At 31.5% G+C, this 23,878-nt stretch carries 19 protein-coding genes; 6 read left to right on the top strand and 13 right to left on the bottom strand.

The window, feature by feature from the left end; all coding sequences use genetic code 11:
• Positions 1 to 326: 326 nt before the first annotated feature.
• The 8 genes from nifJ to Q0K54_RS02505 form a co-directional block, all read right to left on the bottom strand.
• A complete protein-coding gene (gene nifJ / locus Q0K54_RS02470) occupies positions 327 to 3,845 on the bottom strand; it encodes a pyruvate:ferredoxin (flavodoxin) oxidoreductase (RefSeq protein WP_294578263.1) in 3,519 nt (1,172 codons plus the stop codon).
• A 332-nt stretch (positions 3,846 to 4,177) separates the two neighbouring features.
• Positions 4,178 to 4,645: a hypothetical protein gene (locus tag Q0K54_RS02475; protein WP_294578264.1), complete on the bottom strand. Its 468-nt coding sequence runs from the start codon at positions 4,643 to 4,645 to the stop codon at positions 4,178 to 4,180.
• Positions 4,646 to 5,545, bottom strand: a complete 900-nt coding sequence (galU, locus tag Q0K54_RS02480) for a UTP--glucose-1-phosphate uridylyltransferase GalU (protein WP_294578265.1) — start codon at positions 5,543 to 5,545, stop codon at positions 4,646 to 4,648.
• Positions 5,546 to 5,571: 26 nt separating this feature from the next.
• A complete protein-coding gene (locus Q0K54_RS02485; protein WP_294578266.1) occupies positions 5,572 to 6,204 on the bottom strand; it encodes a rhomboid family intramembrane serine protease in 633 nt (210 codons plus the stop codon).
• A 1-nt stretch (position 6,205) separates the two neighbouring features.
• Positions 6,206 to 7,198 (bottom strand): DNA-processing protein DprA, encoded by a 993-nt coding sequence (locus Q0K54_RS02490; RefSeq protein WP_294578267.1) that lies wholly within the window; start codon positions 7,196 to 7,198, stop codon positions 6,206 to 6,208.
• A 12-nt stretch (positions 7,199 to 7,210) separates the two neighbouring features.
• Positions 7,211 to 8,191, bottom strand: a complete 981-nt coding sequence (locus tag Q0K54_RS02495; RefSeq protein ID WP_294578268.1) for an asparaginase — start codon at positions 8,189 to 8,191, stop codon at positions 7,211 to 7,213.
• A gap of 86 nt (positions 8,192 to 8,277) precedes the next feature.
• Positions 8,278 to 10,944 carry a pyruvate, phosphate dikinase gene (gene ppdK / locus Q0K54_RS02500; protein ID WP_294578269.1) on the bottom strand — a complete coding sequence of 889 codons (2,667 nt, stop codon included), beginning with the start codon at positions 10,942 to 10,944 and terminating at the stop codon, positions 8,278 to 8,280.
• Between the two features lie 125 nt (positions 10,945 to 11,069).
• Positions 11,070 to 12,650 carry a DEAD/DEAH box helicase gene (locus tag Q0K54_RS02505; RefSeq protein ID WP_294578270.1) on the bottom strand — a complete coding sequence of 527 codons (1,581 nt, stop codon included), beginning with the start codon at positions 12,648 to 12,650 and terminating at the stop codon, positions 11,070 to 11,072.
• Positions 12,651 to 12,769: 119 nt separating this feature from the next.
• Here Q0K54_RS02505 and Q0K54_RS02510 point away from each other — a divergent pair, with 119 nt between their 5' ends.
• The gene (locus Q0K54_RS02510; RefSeq protein ID WP_294578271.1) at positions 12,770 to 13,147 is read left to right on the top strand and encodes a PH domain-containing protein; all 378 of its coding nucleotides are present in this window, start codon (positions 12,770 to 12,772) and stop codon (positions 13,145 to 13,147) included.
• 10 nt (positions 13,148 to 13,157) lie between these two features.
• On the opposite strand, the gene Q0K54_RS02515 is transcribed toward Q0K54_RS02510, so the two are convergent.
• From Q0K54_RS02515 to Q0K54_RS02530, 4 genes are all read right to left on the bottom strand, one after another.
• Positions 13,158 to 13,988: a hypothetical protein gene (locus tag Q0K54_RS02515; protein ID WP_294578272.1), complete on the bottom strand. Its 831-nt coding sequence runs from the start codon at positions 13,986 to 13,988 to the stop codon at positions 13,158 to 13,160.
• A gap of 10 nt (positions 13,989 to 13,998) precedes the next feature.
• A complete protein-coding gene (locus Q0K54_RS02520) occupies positions 13,999 to 14,790 on the bottom strand; it encodes an exonuclease domain-containing protein (RefSeq protein WP_294578273.1) in 792 nt (263 codons plus the stop codon).
• Between the two features lie 76 nt (positions 14,791 to 14,866).
• Complete coding sequence (locus tag Q0K54_RS02525; protein ID WP_294578274.1) at positions 14,867 to 15,976, bottom strand: helix-turn-helix domain-containing protein; 1,110 nt, start codon at positions 15,974 to 15,976, stop codon at positions 14,867 to 14,869.
• A gap of 79 nt (positions 15,977 to 16,055) precedes the next feature.
• Positions 16,056 to 17,330, bottom strand: a complete 1,275-nt coding sequence (locus Q0K54_RS02530) for a serine dehydratase subunit alpha family protein (RefSeq protein ID WP_294578275.1) — start codon at positions 17,328 to 17,330, stop codon at positions 16,056 to 16,058.
• 180 nt (positions 17,331 to 17,510) lie between these two features.
• On the opposite strand from Q0K54_RS02530, the gene asnA reads away from it, so the two are divergent.
• The 3 genes from asnA (at position 17,511) to Q0K54_RS02545 (ending at position 21,896) form a co-directional block, all read left to right on the top strand.
• The gene (asnA, locus tag Q0K54_RS02535) at positions 17,511 to 18,518 is read left to right on the top strand and encodes an aspartate--ammonia ligase (protein ID WP_294578276.1); all 1,008 of its coding nucleotides are present in this window, start codon (positions 17,511 to 17,513) and stop codon (positions 18,516 to 18,518) included.
• A 249-nt stretch (positions 18,519 to 18,767) separates the two neighbouring features.
• Positions 18,768 to 20,798, top strand: a complete 2,031-nt coding sequence (ppk1, locus tag Q0K54_RS02540; protein ID WP_294578277.1) for a polyphosphate kinase 1 — start codon at positions 18,768 to 18,770, stop codon at positions 20,796 to 20,798.
• Positions 20,799 to 20,828: 30 nt separating this feature from the next.
• The gene (locus tag Q0K54_RS02545; RefSeq protein WP_294578278.1) at positions 20,829 to 21,896 is read left to right on the top strand and encodes a 6-phosphofructokinase; all 1,068 of its coding nucleotides are present in this window, start codon (positions 20,829 to 20,831) and stop codon (positions 21,894 to 21,896) included.
• A gap of 26 nt (positions 21,897 to 21,922) precedes the next feature.
• Here Q0K54_RS02545 and Q0K54_RS02550 read toward each other — a convergent pair whose 3' ends face one another.
• On the bottom strand, positions 21,923 to 22,201 hold the full coding sequence (locus Q0K54_RS02550; RefSeq protein ID WP_294578279.1) for a thioredoxin family protein: 279 nt from the start codon (positions 22,199 to 22,201) through the stop codon (positions 21,923 to 21,925).
• A 126-nt stretch (positions 22,202 to 22,327) separates the two neighbouring features.
• Here Q0K54_RS02550 and Q0K54_RS02555 point away from each other — a divergent pair, with 126 nt between their 5' ends.
• On the top strand, positions 22,328 to 23,161 hold the full coding sequence (locus Q0K54_RS02555; RefSeq protein WP_294578280.1) for an alpha/beta hydrolase family protein: 834 nt from the start codon (positions 22,328 to 22,330) through the stop codon (positions 23,159 to 23,161).
• A gap of 117 nt (positions 23,162 to 23,278) precedes the next feature.
• Positions 23,279 to 23,761: a flavodoxin gene (locus Q0K54_RS02560; protein ID WP_294578281.1), complete on the top strand. Its 483-nt coding sequence runs from the start codon at positions 23,279 to 23,281 to the stop codon at positions 23,759 to 23,761.
• The last annotated feature ends 117 nt before the right edge of the window (positions 23,762 to 23,878 follow it).

Consider the following 23,878-nt stretch of genomic DNA (forward strand, 5'->3'; position numbering starts at 1 on the left):
TCCTGAGCCAGGATCAAACTCTCCATTGTTTATATCCTTTTAGGCTTTTCGCCTTTGCTCTCTCTTTTTTCTTTGACGTGTTTGTAATTTATTCTCGATTCTGTTCAGTTTTCAATGTCCTCTTCCGGCTCTTTCGCCGACTTATTTATCCTACACTCTTTCGAGCCTTTTGTCAATCTTTTTTTCGACTTTTCCCTGAGTGCAAAGTTATTCTATCATTAATATTTACATTTGTAAAGTTTTTTATTCATTTTTTTACTTTTTTTTAACAAAAAGGTATCGGTTTTAAACCGATACCTGATTAACAATCTTTTATCAATGAATTTTTAAAGCATTCTTTCTAATCTTGCACGACGTTTCTTAGCATCATTTAAACATTTTTCCATCAATTCATCAGCATGATCTGGATTGACTTTTGATAACTGTGCAAAACGGTTTTCTGATAATAAGAAGTTTTTAAAGTTATCATAATTAGGTGTTTTTGAATCTAATTGCAATGGATTTTTACCTTGATCTTCTAATCTTGGATCATATCTTAATAAGTTAAAGTATCCACAAGCAACCGCTTCTTTTTGTTGTCTTTGATGGTTTGCTAAACCACCTTTAATTCCATGTTCAGCACATGGAGCATATGCTATGATCAATGATGGACCATTATAACTTTCAGCTTCTTTTAATGCTTTAATTGTTTGAGCAGTATTAGCTCCCATAGCAATTTGAGCTACATATACATGACCATATGCCATAGCGATTTGAGCTAAATCTTTTTTAGCAACTGATTTACCACCAGCTGTAAATTTAGCGATTGAACCAGCTTGTGATGATTTAGAAGATTGACCACCAGTATTAGAATATACTTCAGTGTCTAAGACTAAGATATTAACATTTTGATTATTAGCAATAACATGGTCTAATCCACCATAACCGATATCATAAGCCCATCCATCACCACCAATGATCCATTGAGACTTAGAAACTAAATCACCTTCATGATTTAATATTTCTTTAATTGGTTCATTTGCTGAAGCTTTGACTGCATCTAAAATCTTAGGTGCAAGTTCTCTTTCCTTTTCACGATTTCCTTTATTTTCAAGATAATCTTCCAATAATGCTTTTAATTCAGGTTCACAATCATCTTTATTTTCTTCCATGATTTTCATCATGTGACCTTCCTTATAATTTTCAGCAAGTTTCATACCGAAACCATATTCAGCATTATCTTCAAATAATGAGTTAGCCCAAGCAGGTCCTTCACCATTTGGATCAATTGTACAAGGCGTTGAAGGAGTTGAACCTCCATAAATTGAACTACATCCAGTTGCATTAGCAATCATCATATCTTTTCCAAATAATTGTGAAACTAAACGATAATATGGAGTTTCACCACAACCACCACAGGCACCAGAAACTTCAAAATATGGTCTCATAAATCCGACACCTTTAGCAGTAGTCAATGGATATTTATCATCACGATATTTAACATTAGCATACATATAATCAGCAAGTGGTGCATGTACTAATTCTTCTTTGACACCAACCATTTCTAGAGCTTTTTGACCTTTTTTACCTGGACATTCAGTTACACACAAACCACATCCAACGCAGTTATCTGGTGACACTTGAATACGATATACTAATCCATCAACATTTTTACCCATTGGTTTTAATACATCATCAGAAATATCTTCTGGTAAATTAGCCATTTCTTCTTCATCTAACAAGAATGCACGAATAGTAGCATGAGGACATACCATTACACAGTTATTACATTGAATACAGTTATCTTTGTTCCAACGTGGTACTTGAATAGCAATTGCTCTTTTTTCTTTAATTGCTACACCAGATTTCATCGAACCATCAAGTTTATCCATGAAAGCTGAAACTGGTAAATCATAACCGTCCAAACTATTAATTACAGAAACGAAATTATCAAAATGTTCATCTCCTGTTTTTGTCTTAGTATTAATAACTGTTAAATCAGACCAAGCTGGATCAACACTTACTTCTTCAATTGCATCTTTTCCAGCATCAATTGCTTTATAGTTTAATTCAACAATGGCATCACCTTTTTTACCATATGTCTTTTTAGCCATTTCTTTCATGTATTCAACAGATTTTTCAATAGGTAAAATTTGTGGATTCAAAGCAAAGAATGCAGATTGTAAAATTGTATTAGTTCTTCTTCCCATACCAATTTCATCAGCAATCTTATTGGCATTAATAATATAGAATTTAGCATGCTTATCTGCTAATTGTTTTTTAACACGGTTAGGCAAATAATCAATTATTTCTTCCTTAGAAAATTCAGTATTTAATAAGAAAGTTCCACCATCTTTTAAATTCTTTAACATGTCATATTTAATAACATAATTATCTAATGAACATGAAATAAAATCAGCATTATTTACATAATATGTTGCTCTAATTGGTGTATGACCAAATCTCAAGTTAGAACGAGTGGCACCACCAGCTTTTTTAGAATCATATGCAAAATAAGCTTGTGAATATAAATCAGTATGATCACCAATAATCTTAATTGAAGATTTATTAGCAGATACAGTACCATCAGAACCCAATCCATAGAATAGACAAGCAGTATAATCAGCATCTACATGGAAAGTAGGATCTTCTTTTAATGATAAGTTAGTAACATCATCGTTGATACCAATTGTAAACGATGTAAATGGATCATCATCTGATAAATGATCATAGACCGCTTTGATTTGGCGAGGAGTTGTATCTTTAGACCCCATACCATAACGACCACCAATTATTGTTTTAACATGATCAACATCTTTTAAGACACTAACTACATCTAGATATAGAGGTTCTCCAGTAGCTCCCATTTCTTTAGTACGATCCAATACTGCTACTTTTTCTACTGTTTCTGGTAAAACTGCTAATAAATATTTTGCAGAAAATGGTCGATATAGATGTACTTTAATTAAACCAAGCTTTTCTCCTCTTTTTTCTAATTCATCAATTGTTTCTTTAATTGTTTCAGTTACTGAACCCATAGCAACGATAACTTTAGTTGCTTCTGGATCACCATAGTATGTAAATGGTGCATAATGTCTTCCTGTAATCTCAGAGATTTTTTGCATGTAATCATTGACAATTTCCACAACTGCAGCATAATGTTTATTTTGCGCTTCACGTCCTTGGAAATAGATATCATCATTTTCTGCTCCCCCTCTTTCGATTGGATTAGTATGAGGGTTTAAAGCATTTTTCTTAAAACGAGCAAGTGCTTCCTTATCTAATAAACTTTCAAGAACATCATAGTCCATTACTTCTACTTTTTGAATTTCATGTGATGTTCTAAATCCATCAAAAAAGTGCATTACAGGAACTGATGCTTTGATTGCAGTTAAGTGAGCAATACCACCTAGATCCATTACTTCTTGAACAGAGTGAGAACAAATCATCGGCATTCCAACTTGACGACATGCATAAATATCTTGATGATCTCCAAAAATATTTAACGCTCTTGTTGCAAGGGCTCTTGCTGAGACATGGAAAACACCTGGTAACAATTCACCAGCAATTTTATATAAATTAGGAATCATCAATAATAAACCTTGAGATGCAGTGAATGTAGTAGCTAATGCACCACCTTGAAGTGCTCCGTGAACGGCACCAGCAGCTCCAGCTTCAGACTGCATTTCAATAACATTAACAGGTGAACCAAATATATTTTTCTTTCCTTGAGCGGCCCACGCTTCAGCATTTTCAGCCATTGGAGATGATGGTGTAATTGGATAAATACTAGCTACTTCAGTAAACGCATAAGCGACGTGTGCGGCAGCTGTATTACCATCCATTGATAAAAACTTTTTAGCCATTTCTTTTAATCCTCCTTTTGCATAACATTATTATACTACTTTGCTTATATGATTGTCAAAAGACTTTACTCGAACCTAAGTACTATCTATCATCTTTCAAACAACCAAAAATAATCACTCAACAGTATAATAATTATTCAATAACACATAATAAATATCTTATCTCTTTTTATTTTTCTTAAAAATATCTCACAAATATTTGTTTGTATTATTTATTAATAATATACTCCTAATCACATAAAAAATACAATACCCAAAACACATAACACTATACCTAAAAAACATACTAATAAAAAAGATTGGCATATCCTATTGATACACCAATCAAACTATTAATTTTTTAAACTTAAATAAGAGGCAATAGCTCCAAACAAATAAATAATAAGTGTCTGTAAGCTTCCAGTAAAAAAATAACGAAAACAGAATTTAAACAATTCGATTATCACCGGTAAACCCCAAAATGGGATATACATCAAAGCATAAATAGCATTACCAAGAATAATTCCAATCAAAAAACTGAAAACTGAAACAATTGCCAGCTGCTGACCACTTTTATTCAAAACCCTTTGAATACCTCGAGCTTGCAATATCCCAATAATAATTGCAAATAACGAAAGATTAAAACCTAAAAAATTAGTTATAACATTTAAGATAATCCCCGCTACTGTAGTAATAGCAACCCCAACAAAAAACGCTACAAACCAATCGCCAACTTTAACTTTTTCATAGTTATGCTGATTAAAAAAAGCTCTTGCTTCCCGTTTTTGTTTATAGTCCTGATATTTTTCTTTAAATCCCATTTACCGTTCTTCCTCTACAATTTGTTTAATATAAGCACTTACTTTATCCTTCAAATCATCCCGATTTAATGCAAAATCAATTGTTGCTTTAATAAAACCAAATTTATCACCAACATCATAACGAATACCTTCAAAATCATAAGCATAAACTGCCTGAATATCCATCAATCGTTTGATAGCATCAGTCAACTGAATTTCACCGCCAGCCCCTTTTTCTTGAGTCTCTAGCAACTCAAAAATCTTTGGTGTAAGAACATATCTTCCTAAAACAGCCATATCACTAGGAGCATCTTCAATTGCTGGCTTTTCTACCATATCATTTAATTTTACTAAACGACCATTATCTTCAACTGGATGTGATCTTGATGGACTAACAATCCCATATTTGCTGACATCATCATGATTGATCGTTTGAACCCCAACAACTGAAGCCTCTTTTTTCATATAACTGTCGATCAATTGTTTTAATGCTGGCTTACCTCCATCATTGACAACAACATCATCACCTAATAACACCGCAAAAGGTTCATCACCGATAAACGATTTAGCACATAAAACGGCATGTCCTAATCCTTTAGGTTCTTTTTGACGAATATAATAAATATTAGCCATATTGGCAATATCCTGAATCATTTTGACTTGTTCCATTTTACCAGCCTCTGTTAAACGGGCTTCTAACTCATATGATTTATCAAAATGATTTTCCATTGAATGCTTATTGGAATTAGTAATAATCAGTATTTCTTCAATACCACTATCAACTGCTTCTTGAATAATATATTGAATTGTTGGAGTATCAACAATTGGTAACATTTCCTTTGCTAAAGCTTTAGTTGCTGGTAAAAACCGTGTACCCAGCCCAGCTGCTGGAATAATTGCTTTTTTAACTCTCTGTTTCATTTTTTCCCTCCATAAATTATAAGTTTTTAATTAACTAAATTATGATAACTATTTTTCCATATTGCCTTAGGAATAAATTTAATTATCCCAATTGTAGCTATAAAACCTCCAATCATTCCTGAAATATGGCCTGCTAAAGAAATAGATGGCACTAATAATGATATTAAAATCATTAAGATAACGCTAGGAGCTATCTGTTTAAACAAATAAGCATATATATTTTTAAATTTCCATGCCAATGCCAATAAAGCTCCCATCAATCCAAAAATAACGCCTGAAATGCCACCCATAACACTGTTGCCACCATTACCAGTAACTATATAGTACAAACATGGCAACATCGTAGTAGCTAAAGCCGAAATTATAATCACAATTAAATATCTTTTCATCCCTAATAGCTGTTCCATTACAGATCCTAGATTAATCAACGAATAACAATTACAAAAAATATGCATTATTCCAAAATGAATTAAATTAGCTGTTATTAAACGATAATACTGATGTAAATCAATCACCAGAATCGGATTAAAACCATCAGCCTCAATTCCTTGATAAGCATTCATCTCAAATCCATAACGAATAGTAGTATAGCCATAAACAACTACACATAAAACAACTAATAAACTAGTTACTGGAAATCTTCGATAGTCATAATTCATTTTATTCTCCTAAAAATTCAAAAATTGACATCTGATCAATATTAACTTCATTATTTTCAACTTCTTTTTTATTTTTTTCATAAATAGCATCAAATGAATCTGAAGATAAAAGATCATCGGTAAATATTGGAGTGACTCCCATATCTAACAGCCGATCATTACCTAAATAAATTCCCTCAATAGCCAAAGGAATCGTCCACTTATTATGAAGATTCTGCAAAGCTGTAAACCAGGTAGCTCCATTGTTTATCGTACTGGAAACAACTATTTGATATTTCGATAAAGCACAAACATAGGTATTTCGATCTATTGCATTTGTAACATCAAAATAAGAGTTAGGATCTTCAGCACAAAGCATAACCAATTGTCCTGATTTAATAAATCGACTATAAGTTTTTTGTTTAGCAGTTAACCGTTCACAAACAAAATTAACACAATTGCAGCCATGATTTAATGCATAGCGCAAAGCAACATTATCAATTCCTTTAGAATCATGAGAAACATAGACATAGTTTTCATCAATTGCTTTATCAATTAACCGTTTGGTATAAAGGCGATCTTTTTTAGTTACTTTTACTAACCCCATCAAAGATATTCCTTCATTTACAATTCGGATATCACCGCAATAAAACAAATACAATGGGGCTCTTTTTTTCAAATGTTTGGTTAAAGAAACCGGAAAATCATCTTCGTATTTTGTCGTGATATTAATATTATTCTTTTCAAAATTATTTAAGATACTCAAAAAAATATTCAATGTTTTAATTCGTTTATACATCTTATAAGCAACGAATTCATTAATTTCTAGTAATTCCTCTAACTCCATCTGGCTTAGCGATAACAAATCCGAAGGGCCACTTAACCCCTGTTTTTTGATTCCTTTTTCTACTAACAACCATTCCTCTGTTGATAAAGGGGGTTCTTTATAGGCTTTCAAGCGCGCACAAAATAACATCATTGCGATACTATCTAGATTCAAGCGTATTTTTCCCATTATTCATCCCCCCTAATATTCATTAAAAATTTGTTTAATCTCATTTAAATCATTAGTAACTTTTAATGATAACATTAATAAAACTCGTGCCTTTTGTCCTGATAATGTATTAGATGGCACACATTTTTGATGTGGATCAAAATATTCATCTTCGTAAACAATCCCCTGATGAACCCTTGAAGAGCGAACAAATATAATTCCTTGATCACTCAACTCTTCAATTACTTGCAGCCATTCATCACTATAGTCTCCACGACCGCTACCAATAATCACAATTCCTTTACAAGTTTCCGCCAGATATTTTAAGATTTCACCAGAAGCACCTGCATAATAATAAGCAATTCCAACTTTTGGTAAGTCATTTAAAGAAATTTGACTAAACATCGATTGCAACGTATGTTTTTTAAATGTTCTTGAAAACATCATTACCTGATCGTCAATCATATATCCTAAACACCCAAAATCTTTTTGATCAAAAGCATCAGTTTTAAAACTGTTAGTTTTTTGAATATCACGTCCAGAATAAATCGTACTAGAAAAAACTGCCATCACGCCATGTCCTAAGGCCTGATCATTAGCAGCTAGACACACAGCTTGATATAGATTCAATGGTCCATCAGCACTGGTAGCACTAGCCGGACGCATGGCACCAGTCAAAACAACTGGTTTATAAGTATGTACTGTTAAATTTAAAAAATAGGCTGTTTCATCTAAAGTATCTGTACCATGAGTTACAACAATACCATCGACATGATCATCTCTGGCAAGTTCATTTATTTTATTAACTAAAACAACCCAATGTTCTTCATTCATTTCATTACTATCAAAATTAAATAACTGGATAGCTTCAATATTAGCAACTTCATTTATTAATGGAATAGTATCAATGATTTGAGTGATATCAATTGTTCCAGCATGATAATTAGCTGTTTTACCAACTTGACCACTACCTGCTATTGTACCTCCAGTTGCAACTATGACAATATTTTTCATCTAATCACCAAATCCATTATAACAAATTAATCAGCTAAGAAAAAGAAAAAACGTCTCTTTATTCAAGAGACGTCAGTTTTCTTAAATTATTTATCTGCTTCAATAACTTTATCTTTATTATGTTCTAAGATAATTTCTTCTGCAGCAGCTTGCGCAGCAGCTAATCTTGCTACTAATACACGATATGGTGAACAAGATACATAATTTAATCCTACTTTATGACAGAATTTAATTGATTCTGGGTCACCACCATGTTCTCCACAAATACCAAGTTTGATATTTGGACGAGTGCTACGACCTTTTTTAGCTGCAATATCAATTAATTGACCAACACCTTTTTGATCTAATGAAACAAATGGGTCAACTTGGAATACTTTCTTATCGATATAATCAGGTAAGAAACTTCCGATATCATCACGTGAGAATCCAAATGTCATTTGAGTTAAGTCATTTGTACCAAATGAGAAGAATTCAGCGTGTTTAGCAATTTCATCAGCAGTTAATGCAGCTCTAGGAATTTCAATCATTGTACCAATCTTGTATTCAATGTTAGACCCTTTAGCTTTTTTAGCTTTTTCAATTGCATTTACTACATTATGTTTTACATATACGATTTCAGCTTCAGTACCAATTAATGGTAGCATGATTTCAGGAACAATAGTGCATCCTAATTCTTCTTCAACAGCAATTGCTGCATCAATGATAGCTGTAACTTGCATATTATAAATTTCAGGATAAGTAACTGCTAAACGTGAACCACGATGTCCTAACATAGGGTTGATTTCTTTTAATGAAGCACCTTTAGCTTTTACTTCTTCTAATGTTTTACCTAATTTATCAGCAACAGCTTGATATTCATCATCTGTATGAGGTAAGAATTCATGAAGAGGTGGATCTAATAAACGTACAGTAACTGGTAAACCAACCATTGCACGATAGATTCCTTTAAAGTCTTCAACTTGGAATTTATATAATTCATCCAATGCTTTGATTCTTTCTTCAACAGTATCAGATAAAATCATTTGTCTTACATATTCAATTCTGTCACCTTCAAAGAACATATGTTCTGTACGGCATAATCCAATACCTTCAGCACCAAATTTGATAGCTACTTCAGCATCTTTAGGGCTATCAGCATTAGCACGAACAGCTAATTTTTTAACTTCATCAGCCCAGCTCATTAATTCAGCAAAATCACCAGTTAATTCAGATTCTTTTACTTCTAAGACACCTTTGTATACTTTACCAGTAGTACCATCTAATGATAATTCAGTTCCTTCTGGATAAGTTACTCCGTCAATTGTAAATGTTTTAGCATCATAATCGATTGATAAACCTTTAGCACCAACGATACAGCATTTACCCATACCACGAGCAACTACGGCTGCATGGCTAGTCATACCACCAGTAGAAGTTAAGATACCTTCGCAATCAACCATACCTTGAATATCTTCAGGAGAAGTTTCATGTCTTACTAATAGTACATTTTCACCAGCTTCTCTCATTTCATGAACTTTATCTGCTGTTAAGTATACTTTACCAGAACCAGCTCCTGGTGAAGCAGGTAAACCTTCAAGAACTTCTTCAGCATTTTTCAAAGCTTCATCATCAAAGTTTGGATGTAATAATTGAGAAACTTGATCTGCTTCAATTCTTGTTAAAGCTTCTTGTTTAGTAATTAAACCTTCATGTACTAAATCAACAGCAATTTTTAAAGCAGCTTGACCTGTACGTTTACCATTACGAGTTTGTAAGATAAATAGTTTTCCATTTTCAACAGTAAATTCACAGTCTTGCATATCACGATAGTGATTTTCTAGACCTTTAACGATTTTTACTAATTGTGCATAGATTTCTGGCATATCTTCTTCTAATTTTGAAATTTTTTGAGGTGTTCTAATACCAGCAACAACGTCTTCACCTTGAGCGTTAATTAAATATTCACCATAAATATGATTATCACCATTAGCAGCGTTACGTGTGAATAATACACCTGTACCAGAATCATTTCCCATGTTACCAAATACCATTTGTTGAACGTTTACAGCAGTACCTAAATCATGAGAAATTCCATTTAAGTTACGATAGATAATAGCACGTTCATTGTTCCAAGATCTAAATACAGCTAAGATTGCTCCCATTAATTGTTCTTTAGCATCTTGTGGGAAATCTCTACCTAATTCAGTTTTGAAGATTTCTTTGTATTGAGGAATAATGATATTTTCGAAATCTTCTGCAGTGATATCCAAATCACTTTCATAACCGTTTTTAGTTTTTAATTCAGTTAATTTTTCTTCAAATTTTTCTTTATCAACTTCGCATACAACATCACTATACATTTGGATAAAACGACGATAGCTGTCATAAGCAAATCTCTTGTTATTAGTACGTTTGGCAACAACTTCAACAGTTTGATCATTTAAACCTAAGTTCAAGATTGTATCCATCATACCTGGCATTGAGAATTTAGCACCAGAACGTACTGAAACTAGTAATGGGTTTTCTAAATCTCCCAATTTTTTTCCTGCTAATTTTTCAAGTCTTTCTAGGCATTCATCAATTTGTTTTTTCATTTCATCATTGATAACTTGCCCATCAGCATAGTATTCATTACATGCTTCTGTTTTAACAGTGAAACCTTGAGGTACTGGTAACCCTAAATTAACCATAGCAGCTAAGTTAGCACCTTTACCACCAAGAAGGTCACGCATCATTTCGTTACCTTCACTAAACATATAAACATATTTTTTCATTCAATCTAATCCTCCTTAGAATCAATCCATGAGTATATTATACACATCTTAGACCACCGGTTCAAGTGTAAGCGGTTTAAAAATTATTTTTTTAAAAAGAGATCGCTCTCTTTAGCGCTATCTAACTAGCGACTATTAGCAATCTCAATTTCAACTCGACGCTTTTTAATTTTTTGACGATGACACTTAACCACTACCTGCTCTAATACAGCTTTTTTAATATCTACAAAAGTAAATTTTCTTTTAATATCAATATCACCAATATCTTCTTTTTTGATTTTTGCATGAGAAATCAAAAAATCAATCAATAAAGGAATGCTTACTCCATCCATCTTTCCAGCACTTAAAAAAATTCGGACATAATCACCACTACCCTTAGACGTTTCTTTGATCGCATCTCTTTTATAATCATAGCCTAAACGATCTTGATAAAGCATTTGCAACATGGCTGCAGCAAAATCTGGTAATAATGATGGATCTAGCTCATTGATAATTGATTTAAACTTTTTATGTTGATTAGATAAAACCACATCTTCTACCTGACTGATCAAGGTTCCAACTTTATTTTGATATATTTCCTGTAAAGTTGGTACTTTAGCTTTACTAATAGTTGTTTTAGTAGCTAATTCAATTTGATTTAAAAAACCTTTTTCTTTAGGTGTAATAATTGTGTAAGCAACCCCTTCTTTATTAGCTCTTCCAGTTCTGCCAATTCTATGAACATACGATTCAATATCTTGTGGCAATTCATAATTAATTACATGGGTTACATTTTCAACATCAATCCCTCGAGCAGCTACATCAGTGGCAATTAAAAAATTAATTGTTCCTTCTTTAAATTTTCTTAATGTATTCATGCGGTGATTTTGATTCAAATCACCATGCATAGCTTCAACATTATATCCTGATTGCTGCATTTTTTCGGTTACCTCATCAACACTGCGTTTAGTACGACAAAAAATAATTCCTGATTGAATATCTTCAGCATCAATTAAACGGCAAACTGTTTCAAAGCGATCTTTATGCTTGACTTCATAATAATATTGTTTTACTGATGTTGCCGTTACTTGTTTTGACGAAATTTTTATATGCTGGTAGTTTTCGTTCATATAATTTTTGGCAATATTCTTGATTGCCTCAGGCATGGTTGCTGAAAACAAAACAGTTTGACGCTGACTATCTATTCCCTTTAAAATCGTTTCAATATCTTCTACAAAGCCCATTTTTAACATTTCATCAGCTTCATCTAAAACAACATATTTAACTTCATTTAAATTCAGGACCTTACGACGCATTAAATCCATGATTCTTCCTGGCGTTCCAATAATAATATCAATTCCCTTTTTTATCTTTTTAATTTGGCGTTCTATCTCACTGCCACCATAGACACAAGCCATTCTACAATTACTATATTTATTAATTCGTAGTAATTCTTCATGAATCTGCATTGCTAGTTCTCGAGTCGGAGAAATAATGATAGCTTGTGGCAGTTTACTATCATTACTATTTATTTTAGAAATTAAAACACTCCCAAATGCTAAAGTTTTTCCAGTCCCAGTTTGAGCCTGACCGATTATATCAGCTCCGGTCATCAAAACTGGTATCGCTTTTTCTTGAATCTTTGATGGACTTGAAAATCCCATAGCATCAATTGCTTGTAAAACCTGAATACTTAAACCTAATTCATTAAACTTTTTCTTACTCATTTTTCATACCTTTCTAAATACCTGGAGAGTATATCATAGAAGCGTAATAGATACAAATTAATTTTTATATTTTCAAACACCATAATTATTGCTATAATCTAGACAAGGTGGTGATATCCATGGAAAAAATAATTTGGCAAGATCGTAAACATTTTATGTGGTTTCCCTTTAGTTTTACAAAATATGAAATCAAAAATGAACGTTTATACCAGGAAACTGGTCTAATAAGTACTCACTACGATGAATTATTGCTATATCGGGTTACTGATCTTTGTTTAAAACGTTCTTTAGCCCAAAAAATCTTTGGTACCGGAACAATTGTTCTATATACCAAAGCCGACAGTGATAAAGAAGTTTTGCTTAAAAATATCAAAAATCCTAAAGAAGTAAAAGATTTAGTTTCAAAATTAGTTGAAGAAGCTCGTAATCGCAAAAAAGTTGTTGGAAAAGAATTCTTTAATAATGATATCGAAATCGATGATGATTACGATTATTAAAAAACCGTCACTACATTTGAGTGACGGTTTTTACTGTTTCAGTTGCCAGATCATACTCTAAATAGTCTTCATGACTTTCAAATAATAAGTCCTGATCAACTGTCGATAACATATAAATAATTAGATTTAAAAAATAATAAACGAATTCAAAATCCTCTTTTTTCAAAGTATCATCCCGGTGTAATACAAAGATATTACGATAATTTCCTTGATACCCTTTGAAATATGCCCGATTAGCGTCATAGAAAGTAAACAAATATTCATACTTATCATTTTTTTGATCATCTAAATTATTATACACTCTAATTTCATATTTATCATGCAAAATATAATAAATAACGCGTATCCACAAATAACTAGTACCATTTTTAACTAGATGATAATTATAGATACCACTAAAACTCAGGCTTTTTAATGTTCCATAACAATCATTTAAAGTCTTATCAATAAAACTACGCTGAGTAGATGATAGATAATATTTCTGCTTAGGACGAACTCGATCCATATTTTTAGCTAATTTCATAAACTTCTTCATCGTCTCATCACTAGTTTCAAAAATATAATCCCATACATTAATATCAATTCGATAAGTATGCGTACCATCAGAAGTTATGTAGTGAATATTTTGTCCAAGCTCTAATTTTTCATCTAAAGTCGTTTCATCTAATGAATCAGAAGCTAAAATAATATACTCATGAACAAAAGCATAATCTTTAGTAACCGGTAAATCAAAGCGCTTATGAATAAGCAATCGTAATTGATCAAAAGTATTGATTGCATCAATATCAACTGTAATACTTTCTTCTCTATATTTTATTTTTAATCGAAATTTATTGGCCATAAATCCTCCATTATTCATTTACTTTGAACAATAATGCTGCCATATGTTTACATCGTCTGCCCCTAGAAGCATATGGGCAACTGCATGATAATTTTTTAATTTTTTGATTAGCAATCATAAGTGAAACTAGATAGTTTTCACTTCCAGCGACATTTCCAACGATCTGGTTTTCATCTTGAAAAATGATGGCAACTTTATCTTCCTGATACAAAGCTTGTCCTCGAGAAACGATCGAAGGCTGAAACAAACTTTGCCAATTATTAATGCTTACTTGTTTGCTTTGTTTTTGTTTTGTTTGATATTCAACAATTTTATCAAAACAAAATCTTGTTGCTTTGACATCTTCTAATGCATCATGAGCCTGAAATTGATACCCAAAATAATCAGCACAAACAGTCAATGATTTCCATTTATAACCCCAGGTACCCTTTTCTCCATATATTGGAGCAAATTCTTTCATAGGATCACGAAACTGATATTTAGAAATATCAAAACCATAGTTTTGCAAGATTCCCTGTTCAAAAGCGACATTATAACAAACAATAAAATCATATTGTTCAAAAACATTTTTTACTTCATCAATATATTCATCGAATGGTTTTTTATCTTTAACCATCAATGGCGAAATATGATGGACTTTTTGAGCCCCAGGCCATGAAAAATGATGTCGTGGACGACATAATTCATTATATAAAACTTCATCATTTTGATTAATAATAGCAAATTGAACAACCTCATCATTATGATATTTATTGAATCCTGTAGTTTCAAAATCCAAAACAATATATTGGCTTTTAGCCACAACATCACCTCACTTATTAGTAAGTTTATCATATTATTGAAAACATTACCATTGATAAATACTTTAGATTTATTTTTTACCTGCAATTGATCTCTTTAATTGTAAAATCATCCATTGCTTCCTGATTGAAATAAAAATGATAATTTTCATAATTATTATCTAGTTTAAACAAGTGAAGATATTCATGATAATACATATACTCTTTACCACTAAAATAAACATCCAATTGTTTAGCATCAGGAATTGTTTCAATTATCTGATAATCAAAATTACAGCTTTTTACCATAAGATAATCTTGTAAAGTTTCCTGATCCTTTAATATTAAAATTATGTCTTCATCTAAAAAATAAGGCTCTATATCACTATAATTATTTTCAATAAATTCTTTAGTTTCATTATCATTCATTAAAATAAGATTGCTTGAATTATCGATATTATGATCATAATTAATTTTATCTAATTTGGTATTCATCATTTTTTCATCAAAATTTATTTGATGATCTAAATAATATAACTCTCCTTCACTAGTATCTCCATAATTAGAATTTTGATTAAATAATAAATATGTTTCTTGACCATTACTATAACAATGAATTTTTAATACATTCTGATCATTTTTTCCAAAGAAATGTAATGTCCCTGTCCACTGATTTATACCATCGATAAACTGACTATGATTTCCGCTGATTTCTTTTAAATTATCAACATCTAAATAATTATTAATTGCATTAGACATATTTTGATCAAAGCGATAGTAAGGTTTCACTGATGTGGCTATCTCACTTTCTTTCATTTGCAAATCAACAGTTACCTGATTTATCATCTCTTCACTAACTAATAAATCTTTTCCCCTGTATTCACTGTAAAATTTTTGATGATCTAGATAATATTGGTAGCCTCCTAAAGCAATGATCAAAACAGCGGTTAGTAACAAAATAATTTCTGTTTTTTGGCGACGTTTTTTCCTTTTTAAATAATAAGCATTATAATCCAGCAGCTGTTCATAACTCAATTTTAAAATATTTACTAGCTTAGGAATCGTTTCAATATCTGGATAACCATGATTATTCTCCCAGCGTGAAATTGTTTTATTTGATACATGCAATTTTTTAGCCAGTTGACTTTGACTTAAACTATACTCTTGTCTTTTTTTCTTGAGCAAAGCACCAAACTGTTTATTTTCCACGATATCCCTCCTCTTTACATTATTGTATCAAGGTCAGCTACTTACGACAATTAAATAGCTGTCTACTTATCATAGACAGCTAACAATTAGTCATAATTTTAATTATTTCTTTATCAGTTTCTTTCATTCCCTCTTTACCTAGTCGCACCACATTGGCAATAGTATTTTCGACCCCTTTTTTAACTATACCGTCTCCATCTTTAAACTGTTGTCCTTGCAGATACATTTTGTATCCAAGAATTCCTGCATCAACACTAGCAGCAATTTTAGCAGCGCATGATGATTTAGCCCCATCACAAATTATCCCTGAAGTAATTGCCAGAGAATTAACAATAGTATGCGTAATGCATTTATAGTCGTAATCATGTAAATAGGCAATACCACATCCGGCCGCACACCCAGCACTAACAGCCCCACAATAAGCTGACAAACGACCCATACCTGATTTTTGATGAATAGCGATTAAATTAGATAAGACTAAAGCACGATATAATTTTTCTTTAGTAACATTTAATTCTTGAGCAAAAACAATTACCGGTAATGAAACTGTTAATCCCTGATTGCCACTTCCAGAATTAATAACGACCGGAAGTTCACAACCACTCATTCTAGCATCACTGCCAGCTGCTGCCCAAGCTTTAGCTCGAGTAACTACATCATCACCAGTAGTAAGTAAGACACTGCCAATATTAGCACCATAATTATTAGTCAATCCCTCTTTAGCAATAGCACTGTTATAATCAATCTGTCGCTTAATTATTTTTTCAATTTCATCAAGACTGACATTATTAGCAAATTCATAGATATCAGCAACATTTAAACAGTTTCGATCAACTGTATCTTCATGATGATCACCAGCGTCTAATTTTTTAAATATTTTTTTATTATTTTTTTCAATCAATACAATATTAGTATGTTGATCAATAATTCTAACTACAGCTGTTTGATTACCATTATAAAGAGTAATCTTAATATCTAAGACGTGTTCACTCTCTAATGGTTTAACTTCAATACAATTAAGGCTTAAAAAATCTTTTACTTCCTGGATTTTGGCTTCAGCAACATCAGAAATCACTTCTAATAATCGGTTAGAATCACCCGCAATAATTCCAACAGCAACAGCTGCTTCAATCCCTTTAAGTCCATGAGTGTTAGGAACAATAACACTTTTAACATTTTTAATAATATTGCCACTAAGTTCTACTAAACAATGGCTGGGAATACATCCAAGAACATCACGAGCTTTACTGGCACAATACGCTAAAGCAATTGGCTCGGTACACCCCATCGCAGGTACCAGTTCTTCTTTTAATATTTGAATATATTTTTGATATTTGTTTTTATCTAGGGTCATTTACTTTTCCTCCGTCATACCTAAATATTAATATCTTTTTTCTTTTTTTACAACCTTTGTTTTCACATTTTTTCTAATATCAATAATTTTTTATCATCTTAAATAAATCAATTTATTGTTGTAACCTCATCTTTATACATGTTACAATGGATAAAAACTAAAGAAGGAGTAACAATTATTATGAAACTAATTTTACCAGATAACTATGACCCTGTCTTAGATTTACGTCAAACACAGGAAGCAATTAAATACATTCGGGATACTTTTCAAAAAGAAATTGGAAAAGTATTAGGTGTAACACGGATTTCAGCGCCGTTATTTTTACCAAAAAACAGTGGGTTAAATGATAATTTAAATGGTTATGAACATCCTGTTTCTTTTGATATCAAAGAAATTCCTGGAGAAACTATCGAAGTTGTTCACTCATTAGCTAAATGGAAAAGAATGGCTTTAAAAAAATATGGTTTTAAAATGCACGAAGGACTTTACACTAATATGAATGCTATTCGTCGTGATGAAGAAGTTGACAACTTACATTCATATTATGTAGATCAATGGGACTGGGAAAAAATCATCGCCAAAGAAGAAAGAAATGAAGAAACATTAAAACATCATGTTCGCGAAATCTTTAAAGTTATTAAACATATGGAACATGAAGTATGGTATAAATATCCTCAAGCCGTTAATCCTCTACCTGATCAGATCCATTTTATTAGTTCACAAGAACTTGAAGATCGTTATCCTGATTTAACACCAAATGAAAGAGAAAATAAGATCTGTCAAGAATTAGGTTGCGTTTTTGTCATGGGAGTAGGAAAAAAATTAAAAAGTGGTATTAAACACGATGGACGTGCTCCTGATTATGATGATTGGGATCTAAATGGCGATATTTTGTTCTGGTTTGAACCATTACAATGCGCTTTGGAAATATCATCAATGGGAATTAGAGTGGATGAAGATACTTTAGTTAAACAATTAGAAATCGAAAATTGTTTAGACCGTTTGGAACTGCCATATCATAAACAAATTCTAAATAAAGAATTACCATATACAATTGGTGGTGGTATTGGTCAATCAAGACTTTGCATGCTTTTATTAAATAAAGTTCATGTAGGAGAAGTACAAGCAAGTATCTGGCCTGAAGAAATGGTCGAAGCTTGTGAAAAACATAATATTCATTTATTATAATATTTGCCGTATCAAATCTGATACGGTTTTTTTATAGAAAAATTTTAATTAAGAATTATTTTGGTTGTTATTGCCTAAAATCAAAGTATAATTAATTATAGTTTAAGATTAAACATATCTTAAATAGTTATTTTTGTTAAGAACACCTTAAGAATATGTAACGGTTTTGTAAGTTATCCCATTTTGCTTGAATTATTATAGAAATAATATTATCTTATTTCTGTGTAAAAAATAGGAGGAATTTTATTGATGAACGAATGTATGGATAATCGAGAATTATCATGGTTAAAATTCAATAACCGTGTATTATTGCAAGCTAAAGACAAAGATGTCCCTTTAGGAGAAAAATTAAATTTTATTTCAATTTTCCAATCTAACTTAGATGAATTTTTCATGGTTAGAATTGGTTCATTATATGATCAGATGCTATTTTATCCTGCCTCAAAAGATAACAAAACTGAAATGACAGCTCAGCAACAAATTAAAGCCTGCTTAAAACGGATTACTTATCTAAATCGTAAAAAAGATAATATTTATCAAAAAATCTTAGACGAACTAGCAGTTTTAGGCTGGGGAATTGTTAAATACAAGGATTTAAAAAATAAAGATGATCGTAAATACTTAGAAGATTATTTTGACCGAGAAATTTTACCATTAGTATCTCCACAAGTTATTTCTAAAAGACAGCCATTTCCTTTTTTAAAAAACCGTGAAATCTATATTGTTGTTCAACTTGAATCTAAAAAAGGAAAAAGAAAAATGGGAATCGTCTCTTGTGCCAATGCCATGGACGAAAGATTAATTGCCATTCCAAGTATGCAGGGAAGATTTATCTTAGTAGAAGATATTATCTTACATTTTGTTTTTAAGATCTTTTCAAAATATAAGATCAAAAACAAGGCATTTATTAGAGTTACACGTAGTGCTGATATTGATGAAGATGATCATTCATTAGAAGGACATGAAGATTATCGTGAAATGATGGAAACATTAATTAAACAGCGAAGAAAACTAAGTCCTGTCAGACTAGAAATGTCACCAGGATTAGAAGATCTGGAAGTTTTAATGTTAATGAATTTCTTGAATTTACAAAAAAATCAAGTATTTGTTTCCAATGCTCCATTAGATTTAAAATTTACTGGTAGACTACAAGCTTATTTAAAATATATTCATCCGGAAATATTCTATAAACGACTGAAAGCTAAAAATAGTCCTTTAGTAGAAAATCGAGTACCAATGATCAAACAAGTTCTAAAAAAGGATATTCTGCTAGCTTATCCATTTGAATCGATGTCACCTTTTTTACGTCTATTAGATGAAGCTAGTCGTGATCCTAATGTTGCCAGCATCAAAATGACTTTATATCGAGTTGCTAAAAAATCTAAAATTATTAAATCTTTAATCGAAGCTGCTGAAAATGGAAAAGAAGTAGTAGTTTTAGTTGAATTACGAGCTCGATTTGATGAAGAAAATAATATTGACTGGTCAAAACGGTTAGAGGAATCAGGATGTCGTGTTATTTATGGATTAGATGGTTTAAAAGTACATTCAAAATTATGTTTAATTACTTACAAAAACAACCAGGGAATTCAGTATATTTGTCAAATCGGTACTGGAAATTATAATGAAAATACTGCTAAATTATATACTGATCTATCATTAATGACTTCAAACTATGAAATTGGTGAAGAAATGAATACTATTTTTAATCACTTATCACTGGGAGAAACTGATAATGATGAAAAATTATTAATGGTAGCCCCTAATTGCATGATTTCCAAAATCTTTGAGTATATCGATGAGCAAATTGCTTTAGCTAAAGAAGGTAAAGAGGCTTACGTAGGATTTAAATGCAACTCAGTTACTTCTAAAGAAATGATTGATAAGTTAATTGAAGCCAGTCAAGCTGGAGTTAAAATCGATATGATCGTTCGTGGTATCTGTTGTATTTTACCTGGAGTTGCCGGACTAACTGAAAATATTAATATCATTTCCATTGTTGGTCGTTACTTGGAACATTCTAGAATTTATATCTTTGGTAAAGGTGAAAATCAAAAAGTCTATATTTCATCGGCTGACTTGATGACACGAAACTTAGAACGAAGGGTTGAAGTTGCTGCTCCTATTTTAGATGAAAAACTTAAAGAACGAATTCTTTGGATGTTTAATACAATGCTTCAAGATAATGTTAAAGCTAGTCGTTTATTAAGTGATGGAACATATAAACGAATCAGAAATAAAAAAGCACCATTAAATAGTCAAGAATATTTTTTCAAATAATTGCCAAGAATTAAAGGAGGAGGGGACGATATGCGAATTGGTATTTTAACTAGCGGTGGCGATTGCCAAGCTTTAAATGTCACTATGCGTGGTTTAGCTAAAACTTTATATCAAAATGTCAAAGATGTGGAAATTATTGGATTTCTTCAAGGTTATCGTGGTTTGATGTACGGTAATTATCGTAAAATGAAACCCAAAGATTTTTCAGGAATCATTAATGTCGGAGGAACTATTTTAGGAACATCAAGATGTCCTTTTAAAAAAATGCGGGTTATTGAGAATGGCTTTGATAAAGTAGCAGCAATGAAAAAAACTTACCAAGATTTAAAATTAGACTGTCTCGTTGTTCTTGGAGGCAATGGCTCTATTAAATCAGCTAATATGTTAGCTCAAGAAGGTTTAAATGTGATTGCCTTACCTAAAACAATTGACAATGATACTTGGGGTACTGATTATACATTTGGATATCAATCAGCCATTGATATTGCTACTAGATATTTAGATGAAATTCACACAACAGCTGCCAGCCATAACCGTGTCTTTGTAATTGAAGTCATGGGTCATAAAGTAGGTCATATCTGTCTATCAGCTGGTATTGCTGCTGGAGCTGATGTAATCTTGTTACCAGAAATTCCTTATGATATTGAAAAAATTGCTAAAGCAATTAAAACAAGAGAAAAAGCTGGTAAAAACTTTAGTATAATCGCTTGTGCTGAAGGAGCTATCTCAATTGAAGATGCTAAACTAGCTAAAAAAGAATATAAAGCAATTGTCAAGGCCCGAAATGGTCGTTCAGTTGCCTATGAAGTTGCTGAAGAATTAGAAGATTATCTTGATAGTGAAATTCGGGTTTCATGTATTGGTCATGCTCAGCGTGGTGGCCAGCCATGTCCTTATGATCGCTTCATTTCCACTCGTTTTGGCGTTGCCGGAGCTCGATTAGTTATCAATCAAGATTATGGAAAATTAGTAGTTTTAAAAAATAATCAAATTACAAGTATTCCTTTATCACAATCAGCTGGTAAATTAAAATATGTTGATCCTGAAGGACCAGAAATTCAAGATGCTAAAGAATTAGGAATATCTTTTGGAAATTAAAAACCTGGGTGTGATCCCAGGTTCTTTTATTTCATGGCCTCATCCAATACTGCTTTTACATGAGCTTTACATTCATCGTATGTTTCAAATAAATAAGCTTCATATAATTTCTCTTTACCAATAAACATGCTTGGTGTTGCATAATAATCGTATTGATCAATAATATCAGGATTCTGTGATTCTTCAATCCAATCAATTTCTACTTCACCATAAAGAGGATTTTCAGCAATTAACTCTTTTAATGCTTTTTTTGCTTGAATACAGTAAGGACATTCCGTTAAATAAAAACAAGTAACTTTTCTCATTATTATCACCTTCATTTTCTATATATTTATAATTTTACTATCATTTCATACGATAAACAAATAAAATGCTCAATAATAACTAATATATACGGAAATGTATGATAAAATATAAATGGAGGTAAAAATATGGCATTGATCAAAGTTGATTTTTTAAGTAAATATTTAATGAGAACTGTCAGTTTTCAGGCAATTATTCCCGTCGATAATTTTACTGAAGCCAATTATAATCAAGAAAAAGCCTCTTTTAAAACCTTGTATTTATTACATGGAATTTTTGGGAATGATACTGATTGGATTAGCGGAACACGAATTCAAGCTTGGGCAAATGACTATAATTTAGCAGTAATAATGCCAGCAGGTGAAAATAAATTTTATCTTGATAACCAGTATTCTGGTGAAATGTGGGGTAAATTTATTGGTGAAGAATTAGTAACTTTTACTAGAAAGCTTTTCCCATTATCTACTAAAAGAGATGATACTTTCATTGCAGGGCTTTCTATGGGAGGTTATGGTGCTATTATTAATGGTTTAAGATATCATGATACCTTTGGTTATCTTGCAGCATTATCCCCAGCATTAATTTTGGAAGATTACTATAAAACGGGAACTTTCAATGTTCCATTGATTCCTAAAGACTCACACTATATGGAATTTATTTTTGGACTTGCTGACAAAATTAATGAAAGTGACAATAATTATTATAATTTAATCGATGAATTACTTAGTCAAAATGTTACGCTGCCTAAAATATATTTATGTATTGGCAAAGATGATAGTTTATTAAAAGATGTCAATAAGTTTTCAGCTTATTTACTTGAAAAAAATATTAAACACACTTATATTATTGATGAAGGTGGCCATGAGTGGTATTTTTGGGATAAATATATTCATGAAATCTTAAAATGGCTGCCATTAACTAATAATAATATGGGAATTAATTCTGGAAATGTAACAAGTTAATGACAATCAACTATTTGATTGTCATTTTTTAATAGAAAAAATAATTAAAATAAAATTATTAGAATCCTTGACTTAGAGTATAGTTTAACTTTTACAATATTAAAAAGGAGGTAAATTATGAAAACAGATAAAAAAATATTAGTTGCGTATTTTTCATGCAGCAATACTACCAAAACAATTGCTCAAAAAATTGCCCAGGTAACTAATGGTGATCTTTTTGAAATCAAGCCAAAGATCCCATATACTAATGCTGATTTAAATTGGATGGATAAACAAAGTCGTAGTTCAATTGAAATGAATAATCCTGATTCTAGACCAGAGGTTGCCAGCAAAATAGATAATATGGAAGATTATGATTATATCTTTGTTGGTTTCCCTATTTGGTGGTATGTCGCTCCTACAATCATTAATACATTTTTAGAAAGCTACGATTTTAGTGGAAAGACGATTATTCCATTTTGTACTTCTGGTGGCAGCGGACCAGGCAAAACTGATCAAATATTACACCAGCTCTGTCCAAAAACAGTTAATTGGTTATCATGTAGCCGTCTTACAAGCCATGATGATATCAATAAGTATATTAGTAATTTAAGCATTTAAAAGGGGCTGTAACGAAAGGAGGTTTTTTTAACCTTTAATGAAGCGTTACAGCTTCTTTTTTTGTTTTGAAGATTATTTTTTGGAAAATTTAATTTTTTTGCTATTTTTAATTAATTT

The sequence above is a fragment of the uncultured Thomasclavelia sp. genome (genome assembly GCF_944324745.1).
Classification (GTDB): domain Bacteria; phylum Bacillota_I; class Bacilli_A; order Erysipelotrichales; family Coprobacillaceae; genus Thomasclavelia.

Bases quoted from the DNA above. Each gene is read 5' to 3' on its own strand.
- Q0K54_RS02495 (WP_294578268.1), bottom strand. From the start codon at position 8,191: ATGAAAAATATTGTCATAGTTGCAACTGGAGGTACAATAGCAGGTAGT.
- Q0K54_RS02515 (WP_294578272.1), bottom strand. From the start codon at position 13,988: ATGGCCAATAAATTTCGATTAAAAATAAAATATAGAGAAGAAAGTATT.
- ppdK (WP_294578269.1), bottom strand. From the start codon at position 10,944: ATGAAAAAATATGTTTATATGTTTAGTGAAGGTAACGAAATGATGCGT.
- asnA (WP_294578276.1), top strand. From the start codon at position 17,511: ATGAAACTAATTTTACCAGATAACTATGACCCTGTCTTAGATTTACGT.
- galU (WP_294578265.1), bottom strand. From the start codon at position 5,545: ATGAAACAGAGAGTTAAAAAAGCAATTATTCCAGCAGCTGGGCTGGGT.
- Q0K54_RS02475 (WP_294578264.1), bottom strand. From the start codon at position 4,645: ATGGGATTTAAAGAAAAATATCAGGACTATAAACAAAAACGGGAAGCA.
- Q0K54_RS02505 (WP_294578270.1), bottom strand. From the start codon at position 12,650: ATGAGTAAGAAAAAGTTTAATGAATTAGGTTTAAGTATTCAGGTTTTA.
- Q0K54_RS02560 (WP_294578281.1), top strand. From the start codon at position 23,279: ATGAAAACAGATAAAAAAATATTAGTTGCGTATTTTTCATGCAGCAAT.
- Q0K54_RS02490 (WP_294578267.1), bottom strand. From the start codon at position 7,198: ATGGGAAAAATACGCTTGAATCTAGATAGTATCGCAATGATGTTATTT.
- ppk1 (WP_294578277.1), top strand. From the start codon at position 18,768: ATGAACGAATGTATGGATAATCGAGAATTATCATGGTTAAAATTCAAT.
- Q0K54_RS02545 (WP_294578278.1), top strand. From the start codon at position 20,829: ATGCGAATTGGTATTTTAACTAGCGGTGGCGATTGCCAAGCTTTAAAT.
- Q0K54_RS02485 (WP_294578266.1), bottom strand. From the start codon at position 6,204: ATGAATTATGACTATCGAAGATTTCCAGTAACTAGTTTATTAGTTGTT.
- Q0K54_RS02510 (WP_294578271.1), top strand. From the start codon at position 12,770: ATGGAAAAAATAATTTGGCAAGATCGTAAACATTTTATGTGGTTTCCC.
- Q0K54_RS02555 (WP_294578280.1), top strand. From the start codon at position 22,328: ATGGCATTGATCAAAGTTGATTTTTTAAGTAAATATTTAATGAGAACT.
- nifJ (WP_294578263.1), bottom strand. From the start codon at position 3,845: ATGGCTAAAAAGTTTTTATCAATGGATGGTAATACAGCTGCCGCACAC.
- Q0K54_RS02530 (WP_294578275.1), bottom strand. From the start codon at position 17,330: ATGACCCTAGATAAAAACAAATATCAAAAATATATTCAAATATTAAAA.
- Q0K54_RS02550 (WP_294578279.1), bottom strand. From the start codon at position 22,201: ATGAGAAAAGTTACTTGTTTTTATTTAACGGAATGTCCTTACTGTATT.